Source organism: Crossiella sp. CA198, assembly GCF_052078295.1.
Lineage (GTDB): Bacteria > Actinomycetota > Actinomycetes > Mycobacteriales > Pseudonocardiaceae > Crossiella.
This window is the reverse complement of record NZ_JBQJIM010000001.1, coordinates 277,030-295,732: the sequence shown is the minus strand read 5'-3', so window position 1 is coordinate 295,732 and position 18,703 is coordinate 277,030. Positions and strand designations below refer to the sequence as shown.

Here is an 18,703-nt window from a genome sequence, read left to right as displayed (position 1 = left end):
CGGGATCTGGGTTGAGGTGGACGGGGTTCGGGTGGCGGCGGTGCCTGGGCAGACGGTGGCCGGGGTGTTGCTGGGGCTGGGGCGGACTTCCTGGCGGAGCACGCGGCGGGACGGGCGGCAGCGAGGGGTGTTCTGCGGGATCGGGGTGTGTTTCGACTGCCTGGTCGTGGTGAACGGGGTGCCTGATGTCCGGGCCTGTCAGCGCCGGGTCGCCGACGGGGACGTGGTTCGGGCGCAGTGCGGGGCCGAGCTTCCGGAGGACTGCTGATGTCGCGGGTCGTGGTGGTCGGGGCCGGACCCGCGGGACTCGCGGCGGCCTGGGCGGCGGCTTCTGTTGGGGCTTCGGTGTTGCTGGTGGATTCCGGGGCCGCGGTGGGTGGGCAGTATCGGCGGCAGTCGGGGTTGCGGGCGGCGCGGGTGCCGGTGCATCCGTTGATCGAGTGGCTGCCGGAGACCTCGGTGTGGGCCGTGGAAACCGTGGCGGGCAGGCATCGGGTCCGGTTGCAGACCGGGGCCGCCGACGCGCCGGGACGTCGTATGTCCACTGTGGACACTGCGGCGCTGGTGATCGCGACCGGGGCCTATGACCGGGTGCTGCCGTTTCCTGGCTGGGATTTGCCGGGGGTGTACACGGCGGGTGCCGCGCAGGCTTTGGCCAAGGGGCAGGGAATCTCGGTGGGGCGTCGGGTGCTGGTTGGCGGGACCGGGCCGTTCCTGTTGCCGGTGACGCGGTCCTTGGTTGAGGTGGGGGCCCGGGTCGCGGAAGTGGTGGAGGCCAACTCGGTGGGCAGTTCCTGGGGGTGGCGGCGGGATCCGTTGGGGGCGTTGGGGAAGGTGGGGGAGCTGGCGGGGTACGGCGGGATGCTGGCCCGGCGGCGGGTGCCGGTGCGGTTCGGGGCCGCTGTTGTCGCGGCGCACGGGGAATCGCGGGTTGAGGCGGTCACCGTGGCCCGGCTGGACCGGGAGTGGCGCCCGGTAGCCGGGAGCGAGCGGGTTGTTGAGGTTGACGCGGTGTGCCTGGGGTTCGGGTTCACCGCGCAGCTTGAACTGGCCGTCTCGGCCGGGTGCCGGATCGAGGACGGGGCCGTGGCCGTCGACCCGGCGCAGCGGACCTCCGTCGCCGGGGTGTTCGCGGCGGGCGAGGTGACCGGGATCGCCGGGGCCGGGCCCGCCGCCGCCGAAGGGACCGTGGCGGGGTACGCGGCCGCCGCGCGGGTCGGGCGGGCGGTCGCCGTGCCCCGGGACGCGCTGCGGATGGTGCGCGCCGGGCGGCGGTTCGGGCGGGCTTTGGCGACCGCCTATCCGGTGCGATCCGGTTGGCGGGACTGGGTTTCCGCGGACACCGTGGTGTGCCGGTGCGAAGAGGTCCGGATGTCCGACTTGTGTGCCGCCGTGGCACAGGGTGCGCTGGGGATGCGGGCCGTGAAGCTCGTCAGCCGAGCCGGGCTCGGACTGTGTCAGGGACGGATCTGCGGGCGGATCGTCGGTGAACTCACCGGCGCCCCGTTCACCCAGAACCGGCCGATCGCGGTTCCGGTGCGCCTGCGGGACCTGGCGGCCGTCGAGGACGAGGAGGAGAGCTGAGTTGAGCACCGAGAAACTGGACGGCGTGATCGTGGCGACCGCGCTGCCCTACACCGAGGACGCCGCCGCGCCCGCGGGACTGCGACCCGACCTGGACCGCTACGCCGAACACTGCCGCTGGCTGGTGGACAACGGCTGCCGCGGCGTCGGACCCAACGGCTCGCTCGGCGAGTACTCCTCGCTGACCGACGCCGAACGCCGCGTGGTGGCCCGTACCGCGGTGGACGCCGTGCGCGGCAAGGGAATCGTCGTGGTCGGCGTGCACGGCGTCGGCGCGCACCAGGCCCGCTACTGGGCCGAACTGGCCGCCGAGGACGGTGCGCACGGGGTGCTGTGCCTGCCGCCCACGATGTACCGGGCCAACCCGGCCGAGGTGCTGCACCACTTCCGCGAGGTGGCCAAGGCCGGACTGCCGGTGATGGTCTACAACAACCCCATCGACACCAAGGTCGACCTCACCCCCGAACTCCTCGCCGAGATCGCCCAGATCGAGAACATCGTGGCGGTCAAGGAATTCTCCGGCGATGTGCGGCGGGTACTGGAGATCCGCGAGCAGGCCCCCGAACTGACCGTGGTCGCCGGGGCCGACGACGTCGTCCTGGAAAGCCTGCTGATGGGCGCCACCGGCTGGTTCGCCGGCTTCCCCAACGTCTTCCCCGCCGAGTCCGTCCGGCTGTATGAGCTTGCCACCCAAGGGAAACTCGCCGAGGCGCGGGAGCTGTACGAACCACTGGTGGCCGCGTTCCGCTGGGACTCGCGGGTGGAGTTCGTGCAGGCCATCAAGTACGGCATGGACCACGTCGGCCGCTACGGTGGACCCTGCCGCCCGCCCCGCGGCCCGCTCGCACCCGAGCAGCTGGACCGGTTGCGCGCGGACATGATCCGGGCCGTCGACTCGCTGCGGGCGGGCTGACATGCGCGCGGCCCGGTACTTCAGCGCGGTCGACTCGCACACCGAGGGCATGCCCACCCGGGTGATCACCGGCGGCGTCGGGGTCATCCCCGGCGACACCATGGCCGCGCGCCGCGAACACTTCATCACCCACCTCGACCACCTTCGCGAACTGCTGGTCAACGAACCCCGCGGGCACGCCGCGATGAGTGGCGCGATCCTGCAACCGCCCACCATCCCGGAGGCCGACTGGGGTGTGCTCTACATCGAGGCCTCCGGCTGCCTGCCCATGTGCGGGCACGGCACCATCGGCGTGGCCACCGTGCTGGTGGAGACCGGCATGGTCGAGGTCAGCGAACCCATGACCAGGGTCCGCCTGGACACCCCGGTCGGCCTGGTCGTGGCCGAGGTCGAGGTCCGGGACGGGCGGGCCCTGCACGTCACCATCCAGAACGTGCCCGCCTACACCGACCGCCTGGACGCCACCGTCGAGGTGCCCGGCTACGGCAAGGTTCGCTACGACCTCGGCTACGGCGGCAACTTCTACGCCATCCTGCCCCTGGCCCAGCTCGGCATCCCGTTCGAGCGCACCGAAAAAGACCGCATCCTGGCCGCCGGACTGTCCATCATGGACGCCATCAACGCCACCGACCGCCCGGTTCACCTCCTGGAACCCGGCATCAACGGCTGCAAGCACGTCCAATTCACCGCACCCGGCCGGCACGGCGGGCACGCCCGCAACGCGATGGCCATCCACCCCGGCTGGTTCGACCGATCCCCCTGCGGCACGGGAACATGCGCGCGGATGGCGGTGTTGCACAGTCGGGGCGAGCTTGAGGTCGGCGCCGACTTCGTCAACGAGTCCTTCATCGGCACCCGCTTCACCGGGCGGATCACCGGGGAGACCACCGTGGCCGACCGGCCCGCGATCATCCCCGCCGTCACCGGACGCGCGTGGATCACCGGGATGGGCCAGTACCTGCTCGACCCGACCGATCCGTTCCCGAGGGGGTTCGTGCTGTGAGCACCATCGTGTCCACCAGTCCGCAGCGGCCCGGCGACATCGTCGTGGAGACCGCGGCCGCCGACCGGGCCGCCGTCGAAGCCACCGTGGCCCGCGCCCGCGCCGCCGGCCGGGACTGGGAGGACGCCGGACCCGCCGTGCGCTCGGCCGCGCTGACCGCCGCCGTCGCCGAATTCGAGCGGGACTCCGCGCACCTCACCGACCTCATCGTGCGCGAGGTCGGCAAACCACGGCAGGAAGCCGTCGCCGAGGTGGCCCGGTCCATCGCCATCCTGCGCTACTACGCCCAGCAGGCCTACGACCCGGCCGGGGAGAACTACCCCACCGGCGGCGGCCTGGCCTTCACCACCCGGCGCGCCCGCGGCGTCGCCGGACTCGTCACCCCGTGGAACTTCCCCCTGGCCATCCCGGTGTGGAAGCTCGCCCCCGCGCTCGCCGCAGGCAACGGGGTGGTGATCAAGCCCGCGCCGGAGGCCACCGCGGTCGCCCAGCGGTTCGCCACCTTGCTCGACCGGGTGCTGCCCGCCGGACTCCTCGCCGTCACCCCCGGCGGCGCGGAAACCGGCTCGGCCCTCCTGGACACCGTGGACGTGGTGTCCTTCACCGGATCCACCACGGTCGGCCGGATCATCTCGGTGGCCGCCGCCCAGCGCGGCATCCCGGTGCAGGCCGAGATGGGCGGCCTCTCCGCCACCATCGTGCTGCCCGACGCCGACCTGGACCGGGCCGCGCACGATGTGGCCCGCGCCGCCATGGGCTACGCCGGGCAGAAATGCACCGCCACCAAACGGATCTTCGTCGTCGGCGACCCCGGCCCGTTCACCGAACGCCTCGAAGCCGCGGTCACCGGACTGCGGGTGGCCGACCCGGCCGAGAGCCCCGACCTCGGCCCGGTGATCACCGAAGGCGCCCGCAAGCAGGTCCTCACCGCCGCCGCCCAGGCCGAGGCCGCCGGTGGCCGGCTGCTCACCACGCCCTACACCGAGGCCACCGACGGCTGGTACCTCAACCCGGTGATCGTCGACCGGATCGGCCCGGACGCGCCGCTGTTCCACGAGGAGGTCTTCGGCCCCATCGCCGCCCTCGCCGGGGTGGCCACCGTGGCGGAGGCCTTCGAACGGGCCAACGGCACCCAGTTCGGGCTGGTCACCTCGGTGTACACGGCCGACCTTGGCGCGGCGCTGACCGCGGTCCGGCGCAGCGAGTCCGGCATGGTCAAGGTCAACCTGCCCACCAACGGCGTCGACTTCCACCTGCCCTTCGGTGGCGAGAAACACTCCGGGTACGGCGAGAAGGAGCAGGGCAAGGCCGCCGTCCGGTTCTACACCAGGGACCGTACTGTGCAGGTACAGGCGTGAACACGGCAGGAGGAGCAGTGACTACCCAGAACGAGGCGGAGGAACCCGCCCGGCGCGACCCGATCCGGCCGATTGATGCCGAGGGCTTCCGGGCCCTCATCGGCACTGGCTGGGGCCCCGCGGACCGCGCGGTCCGGGTGCCCGAGGGCCTGGCCAAGGCCTCGGCGGCGCACCGCTCCCGGCTCTCCGCCGCCCTGCCGGGCAAGCGCATCGCGGTCGCCGCGGGCCGCGCCCCGGTTCGCGCCAACGACACCGACTACGACTTCCGCGCCGACAGCGACTTCGTCTGGCTGACGGGGTGCCAGGCCGAGGGCGCGGTGCTGGTGATGACCCCCTCCGGCGGCGGCCACGACGCGGTGCTGCACCTGCGGCAGCCCGCCCGCGCCGACGAGCCGGACTTCTTCGCCAACGCCCGCGATGGCGAACTGTGGATCGGCCCGGTGCCCGGCCTGCCCGACTGGTCGGCAGCGCTGGAGATCCCGGTGCGGCCGATCGAGGAACTGCCTTCCGCGCTGCGCGGGGCGATCCCGGCGGTGCTGGTCACCAGCGGCGTCGAACCACTCCTGGACGCACTCGCGCCCGGCACGGTGAGTGAGACGTTGCAGCTGCGGCGCACCCTGTCCGAACTGCGCCGGATCAAGGACGACTGGGAGATCGGCCAGCTCCAGCAGGCCATCGACGCCACCGTGCTCGGCTTCCAGGACGTGGCCCGCGAACTGCCGTACGCGATCAGCCGCGGCGGCGAGCGCTGGCTGCAGGGCACCTTCGACCGGCGCGGCCGCACCGAGGGCAACGGCGTCGGCTACGCCTCCATCCTGGCCGCCGGACCGCACGCCCCGGTGCTGCACTGGGTGCGCTGCGACGGCCCGGTGCCCGAGGACTGCGCACTGCTCATGGACGCCGGCGTCGAGGTCCGCACCCTCTACACCGCCGACGTGACCAGGACCTTCCCGGTCTCCGGCACGTTCAGCGAGCCGCAGCGGCGGATCTATGACCTGGTGCACCAGGCGCACACCGCGGCGATGGCCGAGGTCAAGCCGGGCGCGGAGTACCGGGCCTTCCACAACAAGGCGATGGAGGTCATCGCCACCGGCCTGCACGAGTGGGGCCTGCTGAAGGTCTCGGTGGCCGAGGCCCTGGACCAGAACGGCCAGCAGCACCGGCGGTACATGGTGCACGGCACCGGCCACTACCTGGGCCTGGACGTGCACGACTGCGCCTCTTCCAGCGCCAAGGCCTACCACGCGGGCACCCTGGAGGCCGGGATGACGCTGACGGTGGAGCCGGGCCTGTACTTCCACCCCAACGACGAGACCGTGCCCCCGGAACTGCGCGGTATCGGCGTCCGGATCGAGGACGACCTCCTGGTCACCGACACCGGCAACGAGGTGCTGTCCCAGGCGCTGCCGATCACCGCCGACGGCATCGAGCAGTGGGTGCAGTCGCACCTGCCGCGCTGAGCTTGACCGGGCCGCGCCGGGAATCCCCGGTGCGGCCCGGGTTTCAGCGGTCGGTGACCTTGCCGTTGTCCACGTGCAGGTGCCGGGTGGTGGCGACCGTGTCCAGCATCCGCCGGTCGTGCGTGACCAGCAACAACGTGCCCGGATAGTTCGCAAGGGCCTGTTCGAGCTGTTCGATGGCGGGCAGGTCCAGGTGGTTGGTCGGCTCGTCCAGGACCAGGAGGTTGACGCCGCGGGCCTGGAGCAGGGCGAGAGCGGCGCGGGTGCGTTCGCCGGGGGAGAGGGTCGCGGCCGGGCGGGTCACGTGCACCGCGTTCAGCCCGAACTTGGCCAGCAGCGTGCGCACCTCGGCCGGGGCCTGCTCGGGCACGGCCGCGTTGAAGGCGTCCACCAGTGGTTCGCCGCCGAGGAACAGGCCGCGGGCCTGGTCGACCTCGCCGACCACCACGCCCGGACCGAGTGACGCCTGGCCCGAGTCGAGTTCTGCGCGGCCCAGCAACGCGGCCAGAAGGGTGGATTTCCCGGCCCCGTTGGCGCCGGTGATGGCGACCTTGTCCGCCCAGTCGACCTGCAGGTCCACCGGTCCGAGGGTGAAGCCGCCGCGCCGCAGCACCGCCGCCCGCAGCGTCGCCACCACCGCCCCCGCGCGGGGTGCGGCGGCGATCTCCATGCGCAGCTCCCACTCCTTGCGTGGTTCCTCCACCACGTCCAGGCGTTCGATCAGCCGCTCGGTCTGCCGGGCCTTGGAGGCCTGCTTCTCGGTGGACTCGCTGCGGAACTTGCGGCCCTGCTTGTCGTTGTCCCCGGCTTTGCGGCGGGCGTTCTTGACGCCCTTCTCCATCCAGGACCGCTGGGTGCGGGCCCGCGCTTCCAGGGCGGAGACGGTGTCGGCGTAGTCGTCGTACTGGTCGCGGGCGTGCCGCCGGGCCACCTCGCGTTCGGTGAGGTAGGCGGTGTAGCCGCCGCCGTAGCTGCGGATCTGCTGCTGGATCAGGTCGAGTTCGACCACCCGGTTGACCGTGCGGGTGAGGAACTCGCGGTCGTGGCTGACCAGGACCGTCCCGGCGCGCAGCCCGGTGACGAAGGCTTCGAGACGGTCCAGGCCGTCCAGGTCGAGGTCGTTGGTGGGCTCGTCGAGCAGGAAGATGTCGTACCGGCTCAGCAGCAGCGAGGCCAGTCCGGCCCGCGCGGCCTGCCCACCGGAGAGCCCGGTCATCGGCGCGTCCAGCCCGACGGTGAGTCCCAGGTCGGCGACCACCTCGCCCATCCGCTCGTCCAGGTCCGCGCCGCCGAGGGCCAGCCACCGTTCCAGGCTGTCGGAGTAGGCGTCGTCGGAGCCGGGCGCGCCCGCGGTCAGCGCTTCCAGGTCGGTGTCCATCCGGGTCTGCGCGGCGGCGACCCCGGTACGGCGGGCCAGGAAGTCCCGCACCGATTCCCCGGCCCGGCGTTCCGGTTCCTGGGGGAGGTGGCCGACGACGGCGCTGGGCGGGTTGAGCCGGATCGAGCCCTCCTCAGCGGCGAGCAGCCCGCCGAGGGTGCGCAGCAGGGTGGATTTGCCCGCCCCGTTCACCCCGACCAGGCCGATCACATCGCCGGGGGCGACGACCAGGTCCAGATCGGAGAACAGAACACGGTCCCCATGCCCTGCGGCGAGACCCTTGGCGACGAGTGTGGCGCTCATATCGAGGTGAATCGTAGGCGGCGGTCCGCAGCTCCCGCGATTCGGCCGTTGACCTCCAGTTAAATGGAGGAAATAGCCTCCGGATCATGATCTATGACAACGGAATCACCGTGGTCGCCGGGGCGACCGGGAACATCGGCGGCCGGGTGCTGGCCGAACTGCGTCGCCGGGGCCACCGGGTCCGGGCGCTGACCCGGAGTCCGGAACGAGCGGCGTTCCCGGACGGGGTGGAGGTGGCCGTGGGCGACCTGGCCGACCCCGGCAGCCTCCGCCCCGCGCTGGCCGGGGCGAGCGCGTTGTTCCTGCTCACCTACGACGCGGCCACCGGCGCCCCGCTGCGCACCGGCCCCGAACTGGCCACCGAGATCGCCGCGGCCGGGGTGCGCCGGGTGAGCACGCTGTGGGGCGGTGAGCCGGGGCCGGTGGAGCGGGCGATCGACGCGGCCGGGCTCGCCCAGACCGTGCTGCGGCCGGTGGAGTTCATGTCCAACACGCTGACCTGGGTCCAGTCGATCCGGGACGAAGGCGTGGTGCGGGAGGCTTTTCCCGAACTGCGCAGCGCCATGGTGCACGAGGACGACATCGCCGAGGTGGCGGTGCGCACGCTCACCGAGGACGGGCACGCCGGCCGCGACTACGTGCTCACCGGACCCGAGGTGCTGACCTTCGCCGACCGGGTCCGGCAGCTGGGCGCCGCGCTGGGCCGGGACCTCCGGTTCGTCGAGCTGACCGAGGAACAGGCCAAGGAGCGGATGCGGAGCTGGGGGGTACTCGGCCGAGGCGGTCGAGCACGTGATCGGCTGGTACGCCGATCCGCCGCGGGAGGGCTACACCGTGCACCCGGACGTTGAGCAGCTGCTCGGGCGGCCCGCGCGGACCTTCGCCGACTGGGTGGCCGAGCATGCCGGGGCCTTCCGCTGACCTCAGCCCACCCCGGTCAGCTCGGCGGAGAGGTCCCATAGGCGGGCCGCGGCCGCCGGGTCCCTGGCCCACGCTTTGACGCCGCCGATCAGCATGTCCTCGGTGTCCGCGGGCCGGGCCAGGGCGTTGTCCTGGCAGTACGCGCCACCGTGCCCGTCCAGTTCGGGCGCGGTCGCCGCCCACACGGCGGTGGCCGCGCCCTGCGCCGGGGTCTTGAACCCGGGCGCGGGGGTGCCGTCGGCGGCGAACCAGCCCAGGGCGAGCTGTTCCGCGCGCGGGATGTGGCGTTGCAGCGGGGTGAGGATGCTGCCGGGGTGCACGGCGAAGGACCGCACGCCCAGGGTGTCCAGGTGCAGGGCGAACAGGGCGTTCGCGGTTTTGCTCTGCGCGTAGGCCAGCCAGCGATCGTAGCCGGTGCGCCAGTGCGGGTCGGCCCAGCGGATGTCGGCGAGGAAATGGCCGGAGGAGCTGACCGACACCACCCGAGCGGTGCCGGACAGGGCCGGGCGGAGCTGGTTGACCAGGGCGAAGTGGCCGAGGTGGTTGACCGCGAACTGCGCTTCCCAGCCGGGGCCGACCCGGGTTTCCGGGCAGGCCATGATGCCCGCGTTGGCGATCACCAGGTCCAGGGTGCGGCCGGAGTCGAGGAACCGGGCGGCGAAGTCCCGGATGTCGTGCTGGTCGGCCAGGTCCAGGGCCTCGACCTCGGTGTCCGGGAGGTGGGTGCGGGCGATCTCGGGGCGGCGGGCCGGGACCAGGACGTGTGCGCCCGCGGCGGTCAGCGCGCGGGTGATCTCCAGGCCCAGCCCGGAATAGCCGCCGGTGACCAGGGCGGTGCGCCCGGTGAGGTCGATGCCGGTGAGGACTTCGGCGGCGGTGTGCTGCGCGGTGAAGGACATGCGACGACGCTAAAATCTAGAGTGTTCTCTAGGTCAAGGAGTGCCGTGGCTACGAGTGGCGGCGGGCTGCCGATCGGACGGGTCGCCGAGACGACCGGGTTGAGCGTGCACGCGCTGCGCTTCTTCGAGCGCGAAGGGCTGTTCCTGCGCGAGATCCCGCGCACCAGTGGCGGCCAGCGGCTCTTCGAGGAGTCCGATGTGGACTGGCTGGTGCTGTGCAACCGGCTGCGTGCCTCGGGCATGCCGATCACGGTGATCAAGGAGTTCGCCCGCCTGGTCCGGCTCGGACCCGGCAACGAGCCGGAACGCCTTGCCCTGCTGGAGGAACACGAGCGGGCGGTGCGGGAGAAGATCGCCGACCTGGAGGCGAATCTGGCGGTGATCCAGGGCAAGGTCAGCGCGTACCGGCGGCACGTCCGCGCGGGGACGGCCGCCGGTGTCTGGGCGCCGGAGGCTCAGGGGCGCATCTCGTAGCGGCCGGACAGCTCCGCCACCTCGCCCCACAGCCGCTCGAACCGCTCCCGGTCCACCACCGGGCCGCGCACGTGCGCCAGGGCCCAGGACCGCTGCGCGTCGGTGGCGGAAGCCTTGCCGTGCAAGGCCACCGCGTAACCGGAGAAGTCGCGGACCAGCACGTCGAAGACCTGGTCCAGGAGGTCCGGCGAGGATCCGGTCAGCTCGGCCTGTTCCAGGATCAGCTGGCCGTAGACGACCAGGGTGAACAGCTGACCCAGGTTGAGCAGGAAGTCCAGGTCCTTCTGCTGCGCCTCATCCGGGGCGGCGGTGGTGAGCAGCGTCTTGAGGCCGTCGGCCTGCTCCAGGAAGCGGGCCACGTTGGGGATCTTGGCGAAGCGTTCGTACACCGCGCGCCAGTCCTGGAAGCGGATCTTGCCCAGGCCGCGGGCCGGGCCCTGCCGGAAGAAGAACTCGTCGTCGGCGGCGTCGTGCCGGGTGGGCACGTCGGCGTACCCGGCCGGGTTGAACAGGTAGTTGGGCATGAACTTGAGCACCAGGGCCAGGTTGACGTGCACCGTGCCCTCCAGCTTGGGCAGCGCCCGGATGTGCGCGGTGGCCTGGTTGAAGTAGGTGTTCTTCTCGAAACCCTTGGCCGCGATGACATCCCACAGCAGGTCGATCACCTGCTCGCCCTCGGAGGTCACCTTCATCTTGGTGATCGGGTTGAACAGCAGGTAGCGCCGGTCCTCGGCGGTGGCGGAGCGGAAGTAGTCCACCGACCGGTCGGCGAACAGCTTCATCGCGGCCAGCCGGGCGTAGGCGTCCACGAAGTTCTGCCGCACGTGCGGGAACTCGGTGACCCGCTTGCCGTAGAGGATCCGGTTGTGCGCGTGCGTGATTGCCTCATAGTATGAGTGTTCAGAGATACCGATCGATGCCGTGCACAGGTTGAACTTGCCCACGTTGACCGTGTTCAGCGCCGCGCTGAAGGCGTCCGGGCCGGTGTGCAGGATGTCCTGCTCCCGCACCGGATAGTCCTCCAGGCGGAACTCGGAGACGTACATCTGCGAGTCGACCACGTTCTGCACCAGCGAGAACCGCTCGTGCTGGGAGTCTGCCGCGAAGAACACGTAACCCTCTGGACCGTCCACATCGGACCGTCGGCCGAACACCGAGACGATCCCGGCCACGTTGCCGTTGCCGATGTAGTACTTGTCCCCGGTCGCGGTGAACCCGCCGTCGGTGGCCGGGGTGAGGATCATGTCGGTGGAGTAGACGTCCGCGCCGTGTTCCTTCTCCGACAGGCCGAAGGCGAACACCGCGCCGCTGTCCAGGAGTTCGGCCGCCCGGTCGCGGGCTTGTTTGTTCTCGCTCATCCAGATCGGGCCCAGGCCGAGCACGCTGACCTGCCAGGTGTACCAGTACGGCAGGCCGTAGAAGCCGAGGATCTCGCTCAGCGCGGCGTTGCGCGCGGCGTCCCAGCGCTTGTGCTCGTCCCCGGCGGCGTCGGCGGCGGGAGTGTTGAAGGTGGCGAACAGCTTCTCCCGCCGCACGAAGTCCAGGAACTCCGTGTACCAGACCCGATCCAGGGCGTCGGCGAGCAGCCTGCGCTTGCCGCGGGCCTCGAACCAGTCGATCGTGGCCCGCAGCAGGCGCCGGGACTCGGCGTCCAGGTGCGTCGGGTCGTAGCTGTCGGGGTTGAACAGCACCTCGTTGCCCACGGTCGGGTCCCTTCGTCCTGGAAGAAGATCCCCGGTAGGCTACCAGTCGGTAACTTAGCTGGCCTCGACCTGTGTCAGGCCCCTCAGCGCGGGCGGCAGCGGCGCGGTGTGCAGCACGCCGAGCCGCTGGGTCGCCCTGGTCAGCGCCACGTAGAGGTCGTTGGCGCCGCGCGGGGACTCGGCCAGGATCTCGGCCGGGTCGACGACCAGGACCCCGTCGAACTCCAGGCCCTTGGCCTGCCGGGTGCTCATCAGCACCACCTGGTTCTCCAGTTCGGGGCTCTCACCGAGCGCGGCGCCCGGCACGACCTCCAGGACCGCCTCGCCCAGTTCGGCCAGCTCGGCGGCCGGGACGATCACGCCGAGGCGGCCCTCGCCGATCTCGGCCAGTTCCCGCAGCACCGTGTCGGCGAGCTGTTTGGCCAGCTCACCGCGGTCGACCCGGCGGCTCCACGGGGCCTGTCCGCTGTCCCGGACCGAGCTGGGCGGGGTGAGCCCGGCCGGCAGTTCGGCCAGGACCTCGGCGGCGATGTCCATGATCTCGCGCGGGGTGCGGTAGTTGACCGTGAGCTGGGTCAGCTTCCAGCGCTCGGCCACGTAGGGCCCGAGCACGTCCTGCCAGGAGCTGGCCCCGGCCAGGTCGCCGGTCTGCGCGATGTCGCCGACCAGGGTCATCGACCGGCTGGGGCTGCGCCGCATGAGCAGCCGCCAGGCCATCGGGGACAGTTCCTGGGCCTCGTCCACGATGATGTGCCCGAAGGTCCAGGTGCGGTCGGTGGCGGCGCGTTCGGCGGCGGTGCGGGTGTCGACTTCGTCGTAGCGGTCGGCGAGCTGTTCGGCGCTGATCAGGTTGTAGGCCATCAGCATCTCGGGGTCGGCGTCGTCGTCGAGGTCGAGGATGTCCAGGACGCCCTGGGCGTAGGCGCGGCGCTGTTCCTGGCGTTTGCGCTCGCGGGCCTTCTCCGCCCGGTCGTCCACGCCGAGCAGTTCCATCGCCTCGTCCAGCAGCGGCACGTCCGCGGGCGTCCACGGCGCGTCGGGTTCGCGCAGCAGCAGTTTGCGCTCGGCCTCGGACAGGTGCGGGGTGGCGCGTTCCAGGCGGTCGGGGTCGCTGAACAGGTCGCGCAGCAGTTGTTCGGGGGTGAGCACCGGCCAGAGCTGGTCCATCGCGGCCCGGACCTCGTCCTCGGCGCGCAGTTCGGCCCTGATGTCGGCCAGGTCGCCGCGGTCGAGGAACTCCCGGCCGAGTTTGCCGGCGACCTTGCTGGTCAGCCGTTCCAGTAGTTCGCGTTCGACCAGGGGGCGGGCCAGGTTGTGCAGGCGCCGGGAGCGGCGGCCGCGGCTGACGATGCCCCGGCAGTCGGCGGGTTTGAGCACCAGTCGCTGCCGCTCGAAGAGGATCTCGACGGACTCCTCCGGGGGCTGCTGCCGGTCCCTGACCGCGGCCTTGAGTACACCCAGGAAATCCAGGCCGCCCTTGATCGCGGCGGCCTCGGGGGATTCCTGGCCGGTGGCCGTGACCCCGGGGTACAGCTCGCCCATGGTGGCCATCAGCACGCTGGTCTCGCCAAGGGAGGGCAGCACCTCGCCGATGTAGTGCAGGAAGGTCTGGTTGGGGCCGACGATGAGCACGCCGCGGCGGGTGAGCATGTCGCGGTGGGTGTAGAGCAGATAGGCGGCGCGGTGCAGGGCGACCGCGGTCTTGCCGGTGCCGGGCCCGCCCTGGACGACCAGCACGCCGGAGAGGTCGGCGCGGATGATCCGGTCCTGCTCGCCCTGGATGGTCTGGACGATGTCCTTCATCCGGCCGGTGCGGCTGGCGTTGAGCGCGGCCAGCAGCACGGTCTCGCCGGTGAGGCCGTCGCCGTGCCTGGACTGGCGGCCCTTGTTGTCGGCGGTGATGTCCAGGACCTCGTCGTCGATGTCGACGACCTTGCGCATCCGGGTCTTGATGTGCCGCCGCCGGTGCACGTCCAGGGGATTGGCGCCGGTGGCGAGGTAGAACGGGCGGGCGGCGGGCGCGCGCCAGTCCATCAGCAGCGGTTCGTACTCGTTGTCCTCGTCGAAGATGCCGATCAGGCCGATGTGCCTGGCCTCGCCGTTGTCGTAGTCGAGCCTGCCGAAACACAGCCCGGCCTCGACCGCGCTGTACTGGGCGAGCTGGCGGTTGAAGTGCGCGGCGGAGACATCGCGTTCGGTGCCCGCGGACAGGCTGCCGCCCGCGGATTCGCGCAGGGTTTTGGCCAGCCCGGTCTTCGCGCGGGCGCGCAACCCGTCGAGCCTGCCGTAGAGCATGGAGACGTGCTCCTGCTCCCGAGCCAGCTCCGCCGTCCGCAGGTCCTCGTCGGTTGACAAGCGGGCTTCCCCTCTACTAAGCTCGTGCCAGACACATTTTCAGTGTCCGTTTCCCATGCGCACAGTCTGATGCGCTCAGGAATGGCAAATATAGCCGTTTCTCTTCTTTGACGCCAACGCCCAGTTCAGGGCTGGCCCGCCGTGCGCCGTGGGGTCACCGGTCGCAGGTCATTCGGGTTGATCCGGATCGTGGGCAGCACGAAAGTCGGCAGCCGCAGGCTGGGCAGCACCGGGTACACCGGCTGCTGGTACGCCGGGGTGCGGAATGGGTTGTGGGTGTTCAGCGGCGGGCGGTAGGGGCGGTATTCCTCGCGGAAGACGAACAGCGCGAGCAGCACGCCGACCGCGACGATGCAGGCGGTCCACAGGCTCAGTTTCTGGCTGCGCCTGCTGTTCGCGCGGATCTCCGGGTCGGCGATGCCCAGGCGCAGCTCGGTCTTGCCTGGTTTGGCGGCGGGGGCGGGGCGGGGTTTGTGACTGTCCACGCCGAGTGCGGCCAGGTGCAGTCGCAGCCGGGGGACCTCGCGCGGATTGTCCAGGGCGCGTTGCACCAGGTCGCCGAGTTCGATGGCCGGATCGCGCACGATGAGTTTCGGGGTGCCTGCCCAGGGCGCGGTCCAGCTGGCCGAGCCCGCCCGGACCAGGGCGGCGCCGAGCAGGCTGACCAGGGACGCGCGCAGCAGGTCCGGGCCGCGCTCGGCCGGGACGCCCGCGTGTTTGGCGACCTGGTCGGCGAGTTCCCCGGCACGGCGGGCGTCGAGGAGTTCCAGCACCGCGTTGATGGTGAGTTCGGTGGTTGTGCCGCCGCGCAGGGTGTGCACGGCCGGGCGCAGCCAGGCGAGCTGGCGTTCGACGTGGCTGCCCGCGGCCAGTGCCACCCATTCCCGCCACGGCATGGTCTTGCGCTGCTTGGGGAACATGGCTTCACGGACCCGGTGCGCGGCCTCGGCCGGGTCGGCGCCGAGCAGGTTCAGCGCGGGCCGCAGTTCGCGCGGCAGGTCCCTGGGCGGCAGGGTGGTCAGGTAGGTGAGCCGGTCGGCCAGGCTGGGGTGGGTGTCCAGGGCGGCGCGGGCGGATTCGGGTGGCGCGGCGCGGTGCTGGGCGAGCACATCGCGGTAGTCGGGGTCGGCGAGCATGGCCTCGAAGGCGCTGAACGGGTCATCCGGCACGGCCCCGGCGGCGGCCAGTGGGGTGAGGAAGCGGTCCCGGAAGTCGGTCCAGGCGGCCATCAGCACCAGGGCGGAGCGCAGCGCCTCGCCGGTGACCGCGGGTCCGGCGACCGCGGCGGCGGCGCGGTCGGCCTCGATCTCCTGGCGGCGCAGCACCGCGAAGGCGATCCGCACGTAACACCAGCCGTAGAGCCGGATAACACCGAAGATCAGTCCGGAGTACATCCTGGCCAGGGCGTTGGTGTTGATCGCGCTGCGCATTTCCTCGGTGGCGGTGTCCAGGGCGAGGGCGCCGCGGTAGACCACGGCGCCGAACCGGTTGTGCCGTCCGGCGAAGTGGCCGAGTTCGTGGCTGAGGATGGCTTTCAGCTCGTCCAGGGGGAGTCCGGTGAGCAGGGGCAGGCCGAGGTAGAGGCGGCGTTCGCCGACGACCAGGCCGAGCATCCGGGTGTCCTCGGTGACCGCGGCGTTGGCCTCGGCGGTCAGCCGGATCTCGTCCGGCATGGGCGCGCCGGCGCGTTCGGCGAGGTCCGCCACGGTTTTCCAGAGCAGCGGGGCCTGGGCGCGGGTGAGGATGACCGAGTCGAGGTCGAGGTGGCCGGGGGAGTTGGTGGCGAGCACGCCGCGGACCACGCCGAGCAGCACCGGGATGCTGCTGCCCGCGATGAGCACGGGCAGGTGGAAGTTGGTGGGGAAGGTGTTGGTGGGCAGGGTGAGGGTGTGCAGGGCGAGCACGACGAAGGCGAGGTAGCCCAGGACCAGGCAGGCGGCGAGCACGTAGAAGCCGGCGAGCAGCCCGACGGCGAGCAGCCCGCGCACGGTCGCCAGCACCCGGGAGATCACGACAGGCCCAGCCTCCCGGAGATCCGGTCCAGGGCCGCGGCGTCCTCCGAGGCTCCGGCCCGCAGCTGGTTCTCGGTGCGCCGCAAGGCTTCCGCGACCGCGTCGGCCGGTTCGCCCGGCTGACCGGGCAGGGTGACCCGGCGGACCTTGCCGGTGAGCGCTTCCCGGTCCCGCACGCCGGTGAGTCCGAGCAGGCTGTCCAGCGCCACCCTGGCCTTGCCGAGCATGCCGGTCACCGCGCTTTCACTGGTGTCGAGTTCGGCCGCGATCTGGCGTGCGCTGAGCCCTTCGGCCCAGTGCAGGTAGGCGACAACGCGATGCTTGCGCGGCAACCGGGACAACGCGTCCAGGACGAGGCGGACCTCGGCGGCTTGTTCGGTGGAACACCGGGCGGGCAGCGACACCACGAGTTCCAGGGGCCGGTGCATCCGCCACCGCCGCGCCGCCGCCCACAGTCGCCGCTTCACTGACTGATAGACCCACTCCTCCGGCGCCCGGTCGGCGAGTTCGGCCCAGCGCCGCATGGCCTCGGCATAGGCCTCCTGGATGGCGTCCTCGGCGTCCTGGCGGTTGTGGGTGAGCATGAGGGCGCGCGCGAGCATGCCGGGGCAGGTCTGGGCGAAGAAGACCGGGAAGTCCACCGACCAATGGGATCACGCCCGCCAGCCAAAAGCCCTCCGCCAGATGACGTAGGCGAGCGCAGGCAGGCCACGGCCCGACCCCGTCGAGAAGCCCCCCCAGACGGCGTGTTGGCCGTTGTCGTACGCCGAGTTGGCCGTTATGGACGGCGAGTTGGCCCAACTCGTACGCCACGTTGGCCGTTGTGGGACAGGGCAAGAGGTGGGGTTGGGGTGAAACCCCCACGACGAGGGCCCTCGCGTGTTCTCCGTACGGCCTGGAGCATGCAGACCACACCCCGATGAGTGGCCCCTGCAACACAATCCGCCACCGAACCCACCCAACGTGACGGGGGCCGCTCATCGGGGTGTGGTTGGCTGGCGGAAGGCCGTACGGAGAACACGCGAGCCCTCGGAGCCACGCTGGGTCAGGCCCCGGCAGCCCAAACCCCGCCCCGCAACCCGCTCACCCGGGTGTTGATCTGCCCCACCCCTCCGGTGGTCTGCCCGGCCGGCGAGGCCATCCTTTTTTGATCTTCGGGTTTTGATCTAAACCAAAGATCAAGATCAAGGGCGTCCTCGCCGGACGGGCAGGAATCAAAGGATGGGGGGGGAAGAACGAAGAGCAAGAGCAGTGCTCGTGTGCGGTTCCCCATCCCCGTCAGCCCTCCGATACCAAACCACATCTCACCGAGCGGCCCCCGTCGCGTTGGGTGGTGTCGGCGGCGGTTTGTGTTGCAGGGGCCACTCGGTGAGATGCGGTGTGTCCTCTCCAGGCTGACGGGGATGGGGAACCGCTCGGATGGGGTTTTCGAAAAGCCACCCCGCCCCCCGCCTCGGGCTTCGCCCGGTCGCGGCGACCTACGGCGTCCCACAACGGCCAACGTGGCGTACAACATCGGCCAACTCACCGTCCATAACGGCCAACTCGGCGTACGACAACGGCCAACACGCGCAGTGGGTGGGGGTGGGTTAGGCGGTGAAGCCGCCGTCGGCGTTGATTGTGGCGCCGGTGACGTATTGGGCCGCGGGGGTGGCGAGGAAGGTTGCTACCGCGGCGATTTCTTCTGGGGTGGCGAAGCGGCCCAGGGCGGTGAAGGCGTTGATGGCTTCGACGAAGGCTGGGTCGGTGGGGGCGGCGTCGGTGTGGGTGGGGCCGGGGCTGACCAGGTTGACGGTGATGCCGCGGGGGCCCAGTTCGCGGGCCAGGGCCTTGGTGAGGCCGGTGAGGGCGCTTTTGCTCATCGAGTACAGGGCGAAGCCGGGGAAGACCGCCCGGTCGGCGACGTTACTGCCGATGTTGATGATGCGGCCGCCTTCGCGCAGGTGGGGGAGGGCGGCCTGGGCGGCGAGCAGGGGCGCGCGGACGTTGACGGCGAGGGTGCGGTTCACTGCTTCCGCGCTGAGCTCCTCCAGCGGGGCGAAGTCGAACGCGGCCGCGTTGTTGACCAGGATGTCCAGGGCGCCAAGGGTTTCCACCGTCGTTGCCACGGCGGTGGTGATCGCCACGGGGTTGGCGCTGTCCGCCTGGATGGCCAGGCCACGTCCGCCGCGATCTTTGATCTCCTCGACGATCCGGGCGGCGGCGTCGGCGCTGGTGTTGTAGGTGATGGCCACCTCGGCGCCCTTGGCGGCCATGGCCAGCGCGATGGCGGCGCCGATGCCCCGGCTGCCGCCGGTGACCAGGGCGGTCCGGCCAGTGAGTTCGTTCATGACACTCAGC

Annotated in this window: 15 protein-coding genes; 8 read left to right on the top strand and 7 right to left on the bottom strand. The window is 71.3% G+C overall.

The window, feature by feature from the left end:
* Positions 1 to 4 precede the first annotated feature (4 nt).
* The 6 genes from ACTOWY_RS01495 to ACTOWY_RS01470 are packed head-to-tail and all read left to right on the top strand — an operon-like array spanning position 5 to position 6,318.
* On the top strand, positions 5 to 268 hold the full coding sequence (locus ACTOWY_RS01495; RefSeq protein ID WP_441307962.1) for a (2Fe-2S)-binding protein: 264 nt from the start codon (positions 5 to 7) through the stop codon (positions 266 to 268).
* Positions 268 to 1,584 carry an FAD-dependent oxidoreductase gene (locus tag ACTOWY_RS01490; protein ID WP_441307778.1) on the top strand — a complete coding sequence of 439 codons (1,317 nt, stop codon included), beginning with the start codon at positions 268 to 270 and terminating at the stop codon, positions 1,582 to 1,584. Before ACTOWY_RS01495 ends, ACTOWY_RS01490 begins: the two co-directional genes overlap by 1 nt.
* A gap of 1 nt (position 1,585) precedes the next feature.
* Positions 1,586 to 2,497, top strand: coding sequence for a dihydrodipicolinate synthase family protein (locus ACTOWY_RS01485; RefSeq protein WP_441307777.1), 912 nt, complete (start codon positions 1,586 to 1,588; stop codon positions 2,495 to 2,497).
* Between the two features lies 1 nt (position 2,498).
* Positions 2,499 to 3,500 (top strand): proline racemase family protein, encoded by a 1,002-nt coding sequence (locus ACTOWY_RS01480; protein ID WP_441307776.1) that lies wholly within the window; start codon positions 2,499 to 2,501, stop codon positions 3,498 to 3,500.
* Positions 3,497 to 4,858 (top strand): aldehyde dehydrogenase family protein, encoded by a 1,362-nt coding sequence (locus ACTOWY_RS01475; RefSeq protein ID WP_441307775.1) that lies wholly within the window; start codon positions 3,497 to 3,499, stop codon positions 4,856 to 4,858. Before ACTOWY_RS01480 ends, ACTOWY_RS01475 begins: the two co-directional genes overlap by 4 nt.
* 17 nt (positions 4,859 to 4,875) lie before the next feature.
* On the top strand, positions 4,876 to 6,318 hold the full coding sequence (locus ACTOWY_RS01470) for an aminopeptidase P family protein (protein WP_441307774.1): 1,443 nt from the start codon (positions 4,876 to 4,878) through the stop codon (positions 6,316 to 6,318).
* Between the two features lie 43 nt (positions 6,319 to 6,361).
* Here ACTOWY_RS01470 and ACTOWY_RS01465 read toward each other — a convergent pair whose 3' ends face one another.
* The gene (locus ACTOWY_RS01465) at positions 6,362 to 7,999 is read right to left on the bottom strand and encodes an ABC-F family ATP-binding cassette domain-containing protein (RefSeq protein WP_441307773.1); all 1,638 of its coding nucleotides are present in this window, start codon (positions 7,997 to 7,999) and stop codon (positions 6,362 to 6,364) included.
* Positions 8,000 to 8,085: 86 nt separating this feature from the next.
* Here ACTOWY_RS01465 and ACTOWY_RS01460 point away from each other — a divergent pair, with 86 nt between their 5' ends.
* Positions 8,086 to 8,850: an SDR family oxidoreductase gene (locus ACTOWY_RS01460; protein ID WP_441307772.1), complete on the top strand. Its 765-nt coding sequence runs from the start codon at positions 8,086 to 8,088 to the stop codon at positions 8,848 to 8,850.
* 72 nt (positions 8,851 to 8,922) lie between these two features.
* Here the strand turns inward: ACTOWY_RS01460 and ACTOWY_RS01455 are convergent, their stop codons facing one another.
* Positions 8,923 to 9,819 carry an oxidoreductase gene (locus tag ACTOWY_RS01455; protein ID WP_441307771.1) on the bottom strand — a complete coding sequence of 299 codons (897 nt, stop codon included), beginning with the start codon at positions 9,817 to 9,819 and terminating at the stop codon, positions 8,923 to 8,925.
* Positions 9,820 to 9,864: 45 nt separating this feature from the next.
* Between ACTOWY_RS01455 and ACTOWY_RS01450 the strand changes: the two genes are divergently transcribed.
* Positions 9,865 to 10,293, top strand: coding sequence for a MerR family transcriptional regulator (locus ACTOWY_RS01450; RefSeq protein ID WP_441307770.1), 429 nt, complete (start codon positions 9,865 to 9,867; stop codon positions 10,291 to 10,293).
* Here the strand turns inward: ACTOWY_RS01450 and ACTOWY_RS01445 are convergent.
* From ACTOWY_RS01445 to ACTOWY_RS01425, 5 genes are all read right to left on the bottom strand, one after another.
* Complete coding sequence (locus ACTOWY_RS01445; RefSeq protein ID WP_441307961.1) at positions 10,275 to 11,984, bottom strand: acyl-CoA dehydrogenase family protein; 1,710 nt, start codon at positions 11,982 to 11,984, stop codon at positions 10,275 to 10,277. The two genes, ACTOWY_RS01450 and ACTOWY_RS01445, sit on opposite strands and share 19 nt — an antisense overlap.
* Before the next feature lie 66 nt (positions 11,985 to 12,050).
* A complete protein-coding gene (locus ACTOWY_RS01440; protein WP_441307960.1) occupies positions 12,051 to 14,291 on the bottom strand; it encodes a HelD family protein in 2,241 nt (746 codons plus the stop codon).
* Positions 14,292 to 14,476: 185 nt separating this feature from the next.
* Positions 14,477 to 16,363: a M48 family metalloprotease gene (locus tag ACTOWY_RS01435; protein WP_441307769.1), complete on the bottom strand. Its 1,887-nt coding sequence runs from the start codon at positions 16,361 to 16,363 to the stop codon at positions 14,477 to 14,479.
* Positions 16,360 to 17,004, bottom strand: a complete 645-nt coding sequence (locus ACTOWY_RS01430; RefSeq protein WP_441307768.1) for a sigma-70 family RNA polymerase sigma factor — start codon at positions 17,002 to 17,004, stop codon at positions 16,360 to 16,362. The genes ACTOWY_RS01435 and ACTOWY_RS01430 overlap by 4 nt, the downstream gene beginning before the upstream one ends.
* A 948-nt stretch (positions 17,005 to 17,952) precedes the next feature.
* The gene (locus ACTOWY_RS01425) at positions 17,953 to 18,693 is read right to left on the bottom strand and encodes an SDR family NAD(P)-dependent oxidoreductase (protein WP_441307767.1); all 741 of its coding nucleotides are present in this window, start codon (positions 18,691 to 18,693) and stop codon (positions 17,953 to 17,955) included.
* Positions 18,694 to 18,703 lie beyond the last annotated feature (10 nt).